Annotated in this window: 11 protein-coding genes and 1 pseudogene; 9 read left to right on the top strand and 3 right to left on the bottom strand. The window is 70.9% G+C overall.

Annotated elements, in window-relative coordinates:
* Positions 1 to 57: 57 nt before the first annotated feature.
* Together EKH77_RS05610 and EKH77_RS05605 are read right to left on the bottom strand one after the other, a co-directional pair.
* The gene (locus EKH77_RS05610) at positions 58 to 1,287 is read right to left on the bottom strand and encodes a DUF349 domain-containing protein (protein ID WP_126913332.1); all 1,230 of its coding nucleotides are present in this window, start codon (positions 1,285 to 1,287) and stop codon (positions 58 to 60) included.
* Between the two features lie 214 nt (positions 1,288 to 1,501).
* A complete protein-coding gene (locus EKH77_RS05605; RefSeq protein WP_126913331.1) occupies positions 1,502 to 2,308 on the bottom strand; it encodes a peptidylprolyl isomerase in 807 nt (268 codons plus the stop codon).
* A gap of 211 nt (positions 2,309 to 2,519) precedes the next feature.
* Here EKH77_RS05605 and EKH77_RS05600 point away from each other — a divergent pair, with 211 nt between their 5' ends.
* The 4 genes from EKH77_RS05600 (at position 2,520) to EKH77_RS05585 (ending at position 6,660) form a co-directional block, all read left to right on the top strand.
* Entirely contained in the window at positions 2,520 to 3,227 is a 708-nt protein-coding gene (locus EKH77_RS05600; RefSeq protein ID WP_126913330.1) for an MBL fold metallo-hydrolase, read from the top strand.
* A gap of 11 nt (positions 3,228 to 3,238) precedes the next feature.
* Entirely contained in the window at positions 3,239 to 4,507 is a 1,269-nt protein-coding gene (gene hisS, locus EKH77_RS05595) for a histidine--tRNA ligase (protein WP_126913329.1), read from the top strand.
* Positions 4,508 to 4,567: 60 nt separating this feature from the next.
* Positions 4,568 to 5,218, top strand: a complete 651-nt coding sequence (locus EKH77_RS05590; RefSeq protein WP_126913328.1) for a vitamin K epoxide reductase family protein — start codon at positions 4,568 to 4,570, stop codon at positions 5,216 to 5,218.
* An 89-nt stretch (positions 5,219 to 5,307) separates the two neighbouring features.
* The gene (locus tag EKH77_RS05585; RefSeq protein WP_126913327.1) at positions 5,308 to 6,660 is read left to right on the top strand and encodes a replication-associated recombination protein A; all 1,353 of its coding nucleotides are present in this window, start codon (positions 5,308 to 5,310) and stop codon (positions 6,658 to 6,660) included.
* Positions 6,661 to 6,767: 107 nt separating this feature from the next.
* Here EKH77_RS05585 and EKH77_RS05580 read toward each other — a convergent pair whose 3' ends face one another.
* Entirely contained in the window at positions 6,768 to 7,484 is a 717-nt protein-coding gene (locus tag EKH77_RS05580; RefSeq protein ID WP_126913326.1) for a DUF2470 domain-containing protein, read from the bottom strand.
* Positions 7,485 to 7,685: 201 nt separating this feature from the next.
* Here EKH77_RS05580 and rpsD point away from each other — a divergent pair, with 201 nt between their 5' ends.
* The 5 genes and pseudogenes from rpsD (at position 7,686) to ruvX (ending at position 12,436) form a co-directional block, all read left to right on the top strand.
* A complete protein-coding gene (rpsD, locus tag EKH77_RS05575; protein ID WP_126913325.1) occupies positions 7,686 to 8,300 on the top strand; it encodes a 30S ribosomal protein S4 in 615 nt (204 codons plus the stop codon).
* Positions 8,301 to 8,519: 219 nt separating this feature from the next.
* Positions 8,520 to 8,963, top strand: coding sequence for a DUF948 domain-containing protein (locus EKH77_RS05570; RefSeq protein WP_126913324.1), 444 nt, complete (start codon positions 8,520 to 8,522; stop codon positions 8,961 to 8,963).
* A 9-nt stretch (positions 8,964 to 8,972) separates the two neighbouring features.
* Complete coding sequence (locus EKH77_RS05565) at positions 8,973 to 9,302, top strand: hypothetical protein (RefSeq protein ID WP_126913323.1); 330 nt, start codon at positions 8,973 to 8,975, stop codon at positions 9,300 to 9,302.
* Positions 9,302 to 11,971, top strand: a complete 2,670-nt coding sequence (alaS, locus tag EKH77_RS05560; protein WP_126913322.1) for an alanine--tRNA ligase — start codon at positions 9,302 to 9,304, stop codon at positions 11,969 to 11,971. Before EKH77_RS05565 ends, alaS begins: the two co-directional genes overlap by 1 nt.
* Before the next feature lies 1 nt (position 11,972).
* Positions 11,973 to 12,436: pseudogene (gene ruvX, locus EKH77_RS05555) on the top strand (Holliday junction resolvase RuvX).
* Positions 12,437 to 12,535 lie beyond the last annotated feature (99 nt).

Here is a 12,535-nt window from a genome sequence, read left to right as displayed (position 1 = left end):
GCACATGAGTAAGGGGCTCCGGCAATAGCCGGAGCCCCTTACTTCGTGGCGGCCCGATCAGCCGCCGAACTCCTCAAGGCCCTTCAGGGCCTGGTCGAGCAGCGCCTTGCGGCCCTCGAGCTCCTGCGAGAGCTTGTTCGCCTTGGCGTCGTTGCCCGCGGCGCGCGCCTTGTCGACCTGCTCCTGGAGCTTGTCGACGGCGGCCTGGAGCTGCCCCGTCAGCCCGGCCGCACGCGCCCGCGCCTCCGGGTTCGTACGCCGCCACTCGGCCTCCTCGGCCTCCTGGATGGCCCGCTCGACCGCGTGCATCCGGCCCTCGATCTTCGGGCGGGCGTCACGCGGCACGTGGCCGATGGCCTCCCAGCGCTCGTTGATCGAACGGAACGCGGCCCGGGCCGCCTTCAGATCGGTCACCGGGAGCAGCTTCTCGGCCTCGACGACCAGCTCCTCCTTCAGCGTGAGGTTGCCGGACTGCTCGGCGTCGCGCTCGGCGAAGACCTGGCCGCGGGCCTGGAAGAAGACGTCCTGGGCGCCCCGGAAACGGGCCCACAGCTCGTCCTCCGCCTCGCGCTGGGCGCGCCCGGCGGCCTTCCAGTCGGCCATCAGGTCGCGGTAACGCGCGGCCGTCGGGCCCCAGTCCGTCGAGCCCGAGAGCGACTCGGCCTCGGCGACCAGCTTCTCCTTGACCTTGCGGGCCTCCTCGCGCTGCGCGTCCAGCGAGGCGAAGTGCGCCTTGCGCCGCTTGGAGAACGCCGACCGGGCGTGCGAGAAGCGGTGCCACAGCTCGTCGTCGGTCTTGCGGTCCAGCCGGGGCAGACCCTTCCAGGTGTCCACCAGGGCGCGCAGCCGCTCGCCGGCCGAGCGCCACTGCTCGCTCGCCGCCAGCTCCTCGGCCTCGGCGACCAGCGCCTCCTTGGCCGTACGGGCCTCCTCGGACTGCTTGGCCTTGGCCGCCTTGCGCTCCTCGCGGCGCGTGTCGACGGTGGCGACGAGCTTGTCCAGCCGCTCCCGCAGCGCGTCCAGGTCGCCCACCACGTGATGCTCGTCGACCTGGGTGCGGATGTGATCGATCGCGGCCGTCGCGTCCTTGGCCGAGAGATCGGTGGTCCTCACCCGTCGCTCGAGGAGGCCGATCTCGACGACCAGGCCCTCGTACTTGCGCTCGAAGTAAGCCAGGGCCTCCTCAGGGGACCCCGCCTGCCACGAGCCGACGACCTGCTCGCCGTCGGCAGTACGCACGTACACGGTGCCCGTCTCATCGACGCGGCCCCACGGGTCGCTGCTCACAGCGCCTCCTCCACATGATGGCGGGGCCGTCGTCGCGGCCCGCGCGCATCGTCCACAGTTGTTGCCGGGCAGGGCCGCGCCCTGACCGGGTCCGACGGCTTGATCATCCGGGTGCGCGGAACCGTCGGAGCAGGCACCCTACACAACGCCAACATAGGCGAACGGCGGCCCGGCTGTCCGTATCCCGCGCGACCGAAATTTCGCCGTACGGGCGTCAGCTTCTGGTCACCGCCGCCTTGTCGATGACGACGGTGGCGTTCGGCGCGCCGTCGCCGGCCCCGGAGCTCTCGCCCGCGTCGGCGATCTTCTTCAGCGTCTTCAGGCCCTCGGCGCCGATGGTGCCGAACGGCGTGTACTGCGGCGGCAGCTGGCTGTCCTGGTAGACGAGGAAGAACTGGCTGCCGCCGGTGTGCGGCTGGCCGGTGTTGGCCATCGCCACCGTGCCCGCGGGATAGACGTTCCCCTTGAGCTTCGGGTCCTTGAGGTTCTCGTCCTCGATCGTGTACCCGGGGCCGCCCTGGCCGGTGCCCTTGGGATCGCCGCACTGGAGGACGTAGATCCCCGCGGTGGTCAGCCGATGGCACTTGGAGTGGTCGAAGAAGCCTTCCTTCGCCAGGAAGTCGAAGGAGTTGACCGTGTGCGGGGCGTTCGCGGCGTCGAGCTTGAGGTCGATGGCGCCGCACGTGGTCGTGAGGTTCATCGCGTACGACGCCGACTTGTCGACCGTCATCTCCGGCTCGGACTTCCACGTCTTCGCGGACGGCGTGCCCGGCGCGGGCTTCGCGCAGGGGTCCTTCTTGGGCGAGGGGGCGGCGTCGGCGGCGACGTCCTTCTTCCCGCCGTCGTCGACCAGGGCACCGGTGGCGTACGCGGTCGCGCCCGCGGCCAGCACCACGGCCACTCCGGCGGCGATCACCGCGTTCCGGCGGCGGGCCTTGCGGCGGGCCGCCTCGCGGCGCTGCTGCTGCCGTTCGAACTTCTCCCGGGCGAGCTGGCGCCGCCGCTGCTCGTTACTGACCACCGGGTCCTCTCCTCGTGCCGTCGCTGTGCATGTCATGACCCACGGATCGCGAGTGTCGCCCGTACCGTATACGGGTTCGCCGTGGTGGGAGTGCCGCCGGTAGGCTCTGAGGCGGTCGGGTGTCCCCGCCCGGGGGCGTCCGCCGGAAAGACCACCCGCAAGACCACCTGCAGGGCCGCCTGCAAGAACTCGCCGATCATTAAGGACGAACGTGCTCATTGCCGGGTTCCCCGCCGGGGCCTGGGGGACCAACTGCTATCTGGTCGCCCCCGCCGCCGGCGAGGAGTGCGTGATCATCGACCCGGGCCACCAGGCGGCCCAGGGCGTCGAGGAAGCGCTCAAGAAGCATCGGCTCAAGCCCGTCGCCGTCGTCCTCACCCACGGCCACCTCGACCACGTCGCCTCGGTCGTCCCGGTGTGCGGCGCCCATGACGTCCCCGCCTGGATCCACCCCGCCGACCGCTACATGATGAGCGACCCGGAGAAGGCCCTCGGCCGCTCCATCGGGCAGCACCTCATGGGCGAGCTCACGGTGGGGGAGCCGGACGACGTCAAGGAGCTCTCCGACGGCAGCCGGCTGGAACTCGCGGGGCTGGAGTTCTCCGTCGCGCACGCGCCCGGCCATACCAAGGGGTCGGTGACCTTCAGGATGCCCGAGACCACTGAGATTCCCTCGGTGTTCTTCTCGGGCGACCTGCTGTTCGCCGGCTCCGTCGGACGCACCGACCTGCCCGGCGGTGACCACGCCGAGATGCTCCAGTCGCTGGCCCGTGTGTGCCTGCCCCTGGACGACTCGACCGTGGTGCTGTCCGGCCACGGCCCCCAGACGACCATCGGCCAGGAGCGCGCCACCAACCCGTACCTGCGGGAAGTGGCCGCCGGCCTTGGAGCCCCCTCGGCTCCGCGACGAGGAATGTGACGAGAGTTTCCGTGAGCACTTTCAAGGCCCCCCGGGGCACCTACGACCTCCTTCCGCCCGACTCGGCCACCTACCTCGCCGTGCGCGAGGCGATCTCCGCGCCGCTCAAGCGGTCCGGCTACGGCTATGTGGAGACCCCCGGCTTCGAGCAGGTCGAGCTGTTCTCCCGCGGCGTCGGCGAGTCCACCGACATCGTGACCAAGGAGATGTACACCCTCACCCAGCGCAGCGAGAAGAGCGAGCGCCTCGCCCTGCGCCCCGAGGGCACCGCCTCCGTGCTGCGCGCCGCCCTGGAGGGCAACCTCCACAAGGCCGGCAACCTGCCCGTCAAGCTCTGGTACTCGGGCTCGTACTACCGTTACGAGCGCCCGCAGGCCGGCCGCTACCGCCACTTCTCGCAGGTCGGCGCGGAGGCCATCGGCGCCGAGGACCCGGCGCTGGACGCCGAGCTGATCATCCTGGCCGTCGACGCGTACAAGTCGCTGGGCCTGGCGAACTTCCGCCTGCTCCTCAACTCCCTCGGCGACAAGGAGTGCCGCCCCGCCTACCGCGCCGCCCTGCAGGACTTCCTGCGCGGCCTGGAGCTGGACGAGGACACCCGCCGCCGCATCGAGATCAACCCGCTGCGCGTCCTCGACGACAAGCGCGAGGCCGTCCAGAAGCAGCTCGTCGGCGCCCCCATGCTCCGCGACCACCTGTGCGAGGCGTGCAAGGAGTACCACGAGGAGGTCCGCGCGCTGCTGACCGCCGCCGGCGTCGCCTTCGAGGACGACGAGAAGCTGGTCCGGGGCCTGGACTACTACACCCGCACCACCTTCGAGTTCGTCCACGACGGTCTCGGCTCGCAGTCCGCCGTCGGCGGCGGCGGCCGCTACGACGGTCTGTCCGAGATGATCGGCGGCCCCGCCCTGCCGTCCGTCGGCTGGGCGCTCGGCGTCGACCGTACGGTGCTGGCCCTCAAGGCCGAGGGGATCGAGCTCGAACTGCCCGCCGCCACTCAGGTCTTCGCGGTGCCGCTGGGCGAGGAGGCCCGCCGGGTGCTCTTCGGCGTGGTGACCGAGCTGCGCCGGGCCGGTGTCGCCACCGACTTCGCCTTCGGCGGCAAGGGCCTGAAGAACGCCATGAAGTCGGCCAACCGCTCCGGGGCGCGCTTCGCGCTCGTCGCCGGCGAGCGGGACCTCGCCGAGGGCGTGGTGCAGCTGAAGGACCTGGAGAGCGGTGAGCAGAAGGCCGTGGCCCTCGACACCGTTGTGGGTGAGGTCCTTTCGGCCCAGGGCTGATTCACAGGCTACTGGTGCAGAATGAGGCGGCAACGGCCTACTGATGGGATCGACAGCGCTATGACGACTTCGGCACTCGACCGTTCGGATCTCGACGGCACGGAGCGGGACGGCCCCGGCCGTGGCGCCGTGGGCGCGAGCCGTGCGTTCGCGCTGCTGCTGGTGATCACCGGCGCGATGGGACTGCTGGCCTCCTGGGTCATCACGCTGGACAAGTTCGAGCTCCTCAAGGACCCGAACTACAAGCCCGGTTGCAGCCTCAACCCCATCGTCTCCTGCGGCAACATCATGAGCAGCAAGCAGGCCGAGGCCTTCGGGTTCCCCAACCCGATGCTGGGCCTGGTCTGCTACGGCGCGATCATCGCGATCGGGCTGGCGCTGCTCTCCGGCGCCCGCTTCCCGCGCTGGTACTGGCTGGGCATGGAGGCCGGCTGCCTCTTCGGCGTCGGCTTCGTCACCTGGCTCCAGTACCAGTCGCTGTACGTCATCGGCTCGCTGTGCCTGTGGTGCTGCCTGGCCTGGGTCGCCACGATCCTGATGTTCTGGTACGTCACCGTGCAGAACGTCCGGCACGGCTTCATCCCCGCGCCGGACGGGCTCAAGCGGGGGCTGCTGGAGTTCCACTGGGTGCTGCCGGTGCTGCACATCGGCGTCATCGGGATGCTCATCCTCACCAAGTGGTGGTGGTTCTGGACGGGCGGCACGGCCTGACGCCACCGCCCGCACACCTGGCTTGACCGACGCCGCCGGACCCTTGGGGTCCGGCGGCGTTGTCAGTGGGGTGGCATAGGGTTTCGAGTGTGGAGCCCGACCTGTTCACCGCCGCCGCCGAGGACCGCCAGGAGAAGGATCCGGCGGGCAGCCCGCTGGCCGTCCGGATGCGCCCCCGCACGCTCGACGAGGTGGTGGGGCAAGGACACCTGCTCAAGCCCGGCTCCCCGCTGCGCCGGCTGGTGGGGGAGGGGAGCGGCGGCCCCGCCGGGCCCTCCTCGGTGATCCTCTGGGGCCCGCCCGGCATCGGCAAGACCACGCTCGCCTATGTCGTCAGCCAGGCCACCAACAAGCGCTTCGTGGAGCTCTCAGCGATCACCGCCGGGGTCAAGGAGGTACGGGCCGTCATCGACGGCGCCCGCCGCGCCTCCGGGGGCTACGGCAAGGAGACCGTCCTCTTCCTGGACGAGATCCACCGCTTCAGCAAGGCCCAGCAGGACTCCCTGCTGCCCGCCGTGGAGAACCGCTGGGTCACCCTCATCGCCGCCACGACGGAGAACCCGTACTTCTCGATCATCTCCCCGCTGCTCTCGCGTTCTCTGCTGCTGACCCTCCAGGCGCTGACGGACGACGATCTGCGCGGCCTGATCCGCCGTGCCCTCACCGACGAGCGCGGGCTGGGCGGGGCGGTCGCCCTCGCGGAGAACGCCGAGGCCCACCTGCTGCGCATCGCGGGCGGCGACGCCCGCCGCGCGCTCACGGCGCTGGAGGCGGGCGCGGGCTCGGCCATCGCCAAGGGCGAGGACGAGATCACCCTGGAGACGCTGGAGGGCGCGGTCGACCGGGCGGCCGTGAAGTACGACCGCGACGGCGATCAGCACTACGACGTGGCCAGCGCCCTGATCAAGTCCATCCGCGGCTCGGACGTGGACGCGACGCTGCACTATCTGGCGCGGATGATCGAGGCGGGGGAGGACCCGCGCTTCATCGCGCGCCGGCTGATGATCTCGGCGAGCGAGGACATCGGCCTGGCCGACCCCACGGCCCTCCAGACGGCGGTGGCCGGAGCGCAGGCCGTCGCCATGATCGGTTTCCCCGAGGCGAGGATCACGCTGGGGCATGTGGCGGTGGCGCTGGCACTGGCCCCGAAGTCCAACGCGGCGTATCTGGCGATCGACGCCGCGCTGGCGGACGTACGGGCGGGGCTGGCGGGGCCGGTGCCGGCGCACCTACGGGACAGTCATTACAAGGGGGCGGAGAAGCTGGGGCATGGGGAGGGGTATCAGTACCCGCATGACCTGCCGGGCGGTATTGCTGCGCAGCAGTATGCGCCGGATTCCGTGCACGGGAAGGTTTACTACGAGCCGACTCGGCATGGAGCCGAAGCCCGGTACGCGGACGTCGCGGAGCGTGTCCGCGCGCGTTTGCGGGGGCAGGCGTAGCGGTTCGGGTGCGGCCCGGTGGGCCGGTTGTGCCCACCCTCCCCCAGCTACCGCTGGGAGGTGCCCCCAGCCCTGCGGAACGCCTGCCCACAAACCGGCGGGGCCGGTCAGCAACCCGCTGCCTCGAAGAGCTGGTGCATCGCCCGTCGCAAGGCGACGACGTCGTCGACCGGTTCCGGGAATTCGAAGCGGGCGTCGAAGGAGCGGTCGGCCGGGGTGCCGGGGCCGTGGCGGCGGGTGAAGCGGACGCGGAGGCCGTAGCGGTCCAGAGCCACCGGCACCGCCGACGCGTACGCGGCCCACGCGTCGCTCTCGCGGTCGCCGAGCAGCGCGCACAGGCTGCGCACCTGGTCGCCGTGGCCGGAGTGGAGGTGCTGGAGCAGCTCCGCCTCGTGCTCGACCAGCGGGTCGGGGCAGGCGCGGGCGAAGGCGTCGGGCTCGACGGTCTCCGCGCCCCACAGGTCGTCCACGCTCGCCTCGCCCAGCTCCAGCCGCAGCAGCATCCGCCCCGGCTCGGCCACCCCGGGGACGCAGGTCAGCCAGCCGGACAGCCAGGCGCGGCCGCGGATCCGGTTGGGGACGGAGACGGGGGCCACGTCCGTGAGCTCCAGGACGACGGCCAGCTCGTCGTCCTGGGCGTGGGTGGCGGCCCGTACGGCCGGGGAGTCGGCGGGCAGGACGAGGAAGACCTCGCCGTCCGGGCCCACGGTCCGCACGTCCGGCAGGAGCTGGTCCGGGCAGGAGCCGGCGGCCCCGGGAATGAGCAGCATCGCGGAGCATGTACTCTGTACGAGAGTTCGTGTGCGCTCGGCTGCTGACGGCATCCGTGCGATCTCAAGTCCGCCAGGACGCGGCTGACCACGATCTGATCGGACCTCCGTCACGTCGACGCCCTCGTGAGCGTCGGATCCCTTTTGGGATCCCTTCGTGCTGTCCGTGATGTGACTGGTGTTCCCCGGACGAGACATGCGATCTCCTTGAGTAAGGTAAGCCTAACCTAACTTATCAACGGAGGTCTGGAGAACGTGCCTAACCAGTCGCGTCCCAAGGTCAAGAAGTCCCGTGCGCTCGGCATCGCGCTGACGCCGAAGGCCGTCAAGTACTTCGAGGCCCGCCCCTACCCGCCGGGCGAGCACGGCCGTGGCCGCAAGCAGAACTCGGACTACAAGGTCCGTCTGCTCGAGAAGCAGCGTCTGCGCGCCCAGTACGACATCAGCGAGCGCCAGATGGCGCGTGCCTACGACCGCGCCAAGAAGGCCGAGGGCAAGACGGGCGAGGCGCTGGTCGTCGAGCTCGAGCGTCGCCTCGACGCCCTGGTCCTGCGTTCGGGCATCGCCCGCACCGTGTACCAGTCGCGCCAGATGGTCGTTCACGGCCACATCGAGGTCAACGGCAAGAAGGTCGACAAGCCGTCCTTCCGCGTCCGTCCGAACGACGTCGTGACCGTTCGCGAGCGCAGCCGTGCCAAGCACCCGTTCCAGGTCGCCATGGCCGGTGGCTACGCCGGTGAGGGCGAGACCCCGCGCTACCTGCAGGTCAACCTGCAGGCGCTGGCGTTCCGCCTGGACCGCGACCCGAACCGCAAGGAGATCCCGGTGATCTGCGACGAGCAGCTCGTCGTCGAGTACTACGCCCGCTAAGTCGGACGTAGCACCACTCCTTTCGCCCAGCCCGTCGTTCCGCCGGCCCTCGTGGCCGCGGGCCGGCGGGCTGGCGCGTTTCCGGGGCCGGGAGGCCCCGCGCGTCCCTCGTACATCCGTGCCGTACGGACCGGTAATGCGGTACGGCCGCCGAGGTCCGGCGCGATAAGGTCGGTATCCGACAAGCGTTGAAAGACAACAGCTAGGGAGCGGTGCAGCGTGTCCGGTGGAGAGGTGGCCGGGATCCTCGTGGCCGTCTTCTGGGCGATCCTCGTGTCGTTCATCGCCCTGGTGCTGGTGCGGCTCGCGCAGACGCTGAGAGCGGCCACCAGACTGGTCGCCGACATCTCCGAGCAGGCCGTCCCGCTGCTGGCCGACGCCTCCGCGACCGTCCGCTCCGCCAACACCCAGCTCGCCCGCGTCGACTCGATCACCGCGGACGTCCAGGAGGTCACGGCGAACGCCTCGGCGCTCTCCTCGACCGTCTCCTCCGCCTTCGGCGGCCCCCTGGTCAAGGTCGCCGCGTTCGGCTACGGCGTGCGCCGCGCGATGGGCCGCAAGGCGGAGCCCGAGCCGAGGAGCACCGTCTTCGTCGGCCGGGCCGTCGACAAGAAACTGCCGTCCGCCCGGTTCGGCGGCCGCCGTCCCCGTGGGAAGGGCTGAGACCCGGAAATGTTCCGCCGCACGTTCTGGTTCACCACCGGTGTAGCAGCCGGTGTCTGGGCCACCACCAAGGTCAACCGCAAGCTCGCCAAGCTCACCCCGGAGAGCCTGGCGCTCCAGGCGGCCGACCGGGCCGTGATCGCCGGCCGCAAGGTCAAGCTCTTCGCCCTCGACGTGCGCGACGGCATGGCCCACCGGGAGGCGGCCCTCAAGGACGCCCTGGGCCTCGACGCCGTCCCGCCGGAGCCCGACCGCCGCGCCCTTCCCGAGCAGCGCCGCCTCGTCGCTCTCGAGCAGCACCACCCCTACAACTCGTTCACCCGGAAAGAGGACCACTGATGGAGTCGGCTGAAATCCGCCGTCGCTGGCTGCGCTTCTTCGAGGAGCGCGGGCACACCGTCGTCCCCTCGGCGTCGCTCATCGCGGACGACCCGACGCTGCTGCTGGTCCCCGCGGGCATGGTCCCCTTCAAGCCCTACTTCCTCGGTGAGGTCAAGCCGCCCTTCCCGCGCGCCACGAGCGTGCAGAAGTGCGTCCGCACCCCGGACATCGAAGAGGTCGGCAAGACCACCCGCCACGGCACGTTCTTCCAGATGTGCGGCAACTTCTCCTTCGGCGACTACTTCAAGGAAGGCGCCATCAAGTACGCCTGGGAGTTGCTGACGACTCCCGTGGCGGACGGCGGCTACGGCCTGGAGCCCGAGAAGCTCTGGATCACCGTCTACCTCGACGACGACGAGGCCGAGCGCATCTGGCGCGACGTCGTCGGCGTGCCGGCCCAGCGCATCCAGCGCCTGGGCAAGAAGGAGAACTACTGGTCCATGGGCGTCCCGGGCCCCTGCGGCCCGTGCTCCGAGATCAACTACGACCGGGGCCCCGAGTTCGGCGTCGAGGGCGGCCCGGCCGTCAACGACGAGCGCTACGTGGAGATCTGGAACCTGGTCTTCATGCAGTACGAGCGCGGTGCCGGCGAGGGCAAGGAGGACTTCCCGATCCTCGGCGAGCTGCCCAGCAAGAACATCGACACCGGCCTCGGCCTCGAGCGCCTGGCGATGATCCTCCAGGGCGTGCAGAACATGTACGAGACCGACACCCTGCGTGTCGTGATCGACAAGGCCACCGAGCTCACCGGCGTCCGCTACGGCGCCGCGAAGGACACGGACGTCTCCCTGCGCGTGGTCGCCGACCACATGCGCACGTCCACCATGCTCATCGGCGACGGCGTCACCCCCGGCAACGAGGGCCGCGGCTACGTCCTGCGCCGCATCATGCGCCGCGCCATCCGCAACATGCGCCTGATGGGCGCCACCGGCCCGGTCGTCGCCGACCTCCTCGACGTCGTCATCCGCACGATGGGCCAGCAGTACCCCGAGCTGCTCGCCGACCGCACGCGCATCGAGACCGTCGCGCTCGCCGAGGAGGCCGCCTTCCTCAAGGCCCTCAAGGGCGGCACCAACATCCTCGACAGCGCCGTGACCGAGACCAAGGCCGCCGGTGGCACGGTCCTCTCCGGCGACAAGGCGTTCCTGCTCCACGACACCTGGGGCTTCCCCATCGACCTCACCCTGGAGATGGCCGCCGAACAGGGCCTCTCCGTGGACGAGGACGGCTTCCGCCGCCTGATGAAGGAGCAGCGGGAGCGCGCCAAGGCCGACGCCAAGGCCAAGAAGACCGGTCACGCCGACCTGTCCGCCTACCGTGAGGTCGCCGACACCTCCGGCGAGACCGACTTCACCGGCTACACCACCACCGAGGGCGAGTCGACCATCGTCGGCCTGCTCGTCGACGGCGTCTCCTCGCCCGCCGCCACCGAGGGCGACGAGGTCGAGGTCGTCCTCGACCGCACCCCCTTCTACGCCGAGGGCGGCGGCCAGCTCGCCGACCAGGGCCGGATCAAGCTCCACTCCGGTGCCGTGATCGAGGTCCGCGACGTCCAGAAGCCGGTCCCCGGCGTCCACGTCCACAAGGGCGTCGTCCAGGTCGGCGAGGTCACCGTGGGCGCCTCCGCCTACGCCGTCATCGACGTCAAGCGCCGCCGCGCCATCGCCCGCGCCCACAGCGCCACCCACCTCACCCACCAGGCGCTGCGCGACGCCCTGGGCCCGACGGCCGCCCAGGCCGGCTCGGAGAACTCCCCGGGCCGCTTCCGCTTCGACTTCGGCTCGCCGACCGCCGTGCCCGGCTCGGTCCTCACCGACGTCGAGCAGCGCATCAACGAGGTCCTCTCCACCGAGCTCGACGTCCACGCGGAGGTCATGAGCCTGGAGGAGGCCAAGAAGGCCGGTGCCATCGCCGAGTTCGGCGAGAAGTACGGCGAGCGCGTCCGCGTCGTGACCATCGGCGACTTCTCCAAGGAGCTCTGCGGCGGTACGCACGTCGCCAACACCGCCCAGCTGGGTCTGGTGAAGCTCCTCGGCGAGTCCTCGATCGGCTCCGGCGTGCGCCGTGTCGAGGCCCTCGTGGGCGCCGACGCCTACAACTTCCTGGCCAAGGAGCACACGGTCGTCGCCCAGCTCACCGAGCTGGTCAAGGGCCGTCCGGAGGAGCTCCCGGAGAAGATCTCCGGCATGCTCGCCAAGCTCAAGGACGCCGAGAAGGAGATCGAGCGCTTCCGCGCCGAGAAGGTCCTCCAGGCCGCCGCCGGCCTGGCCGAGGGCGCCAAGGACATCCACGGCATCGCCCTGGCCGTCGGCCGGGTGCCGGACGGCACCGGCGCCGACGACCTGCGCAAGCTGGTCCTCGACGTCCGCGGCCGCATCCAGGGCGGCCGGGCCGCCGTGGTGGCCCTGTTCACCGTGGCCAACGGCCGTCCGCTGACCGTGATCGCCACCAACGAGGCGGCCCGTGAGCGCGGCCTGAAGGCCGGCGACCTGGTCCGTACGGCCGCGAAGACCCTCGGCGGCGGTGGCGGCGGCAAGCCGGACGTCGCCCAGGGCGGCGGCCAGAACCCCGAGGCCCTCGACGAGGCCATGGCCGCCGTCGAGCGCCTCGTGGCCGAGGCGGCCTGACGTGCGACGCGGCAGGCGCATCGCCGTGGACGTCGGGGACGCCCGGATCGGGGTCGCCTCGTGCGACCCCGACGGGATCCTCGCCACCCCGGTGGAGACCGTCCCCGGCCGGGACATCCCCCAGGCGCACAAGCGGCTGGTGGCGATCGTCGCGGAGTACGAGCCCATCGAGGTCGTCGTCGGCCTGCCCCGCTCCCTCAAGGGGGCGAGGGCCCGGCCGCGGCCAAGGTGCGCACCTTCGCCAAGGAGATGGCCCGGCGGGTCGCCCCGGTGCCGGTGCGGCTGGTCGACGAGCGGATGACGACCGTCACGGCCGCCCAGGGCCTGCGCGCCTCCGGCGTCAACGCCAAGAAGGGCCGCTCCGTGGTGGACCAGGCGGCCGCGGTGGTCATCCTGCAGAACGCCCTGGAGATCGAGAAGATCTCGGGGCGGCCGCCGGGCGAGGCCGTCGACGTGGTCATCTGATCGCAATACGGTAACGTTCCGCGCGACATGGCAGCTGTTCGAATGTCTTCCGGGCAGGACCAGACGTCGGACTTCCGCGCTTCACCGAGCGCACTGGCT

Origin of the sequence: Streptomyces luteoverticillatus (assembly GCF_003970715.1) — a bacterium.
Classification (GTDB): Bacteria; Actinomycetota; Actinomycetes; order Streptomycetales; family Streptomycetaceae; genus Streptomyces; species Streptomyces abikoensis.
This window is presented reverse-complemented; position numbering and strand designations above follow the sequence as displayed.

Coding starts and splice junctions, on each gene's coding strand:
- EKH77_RS05590 (WP_126913328.1), top strand. CDS start 4,568: ATGACGACTTCGGCACTCGACCGTTCGGATCTCGACGGCACGGAGCGG.
- EKH77_RS05565 (WP_126913323.1), top strand. CDS start 8,973: ATGTTCCGCCGCACGTTCTGGTTCACCACCGGTGTAGCAGCCGGTGTC.
- alaS (WP_126913322.1), top strand. CDS start 9,302: ATGGAGTCGGCTGAAATCCGCCGTCGCTGGCTGCGCTTCTTCGAGGAG.
- EKH77_RS05580 (WP_126913326.1), bottom strand. CDS start 7,484: ATGCCGTCAGCAGCCGAGCGCACACGAACTCTCGTACAGAGTACATGC.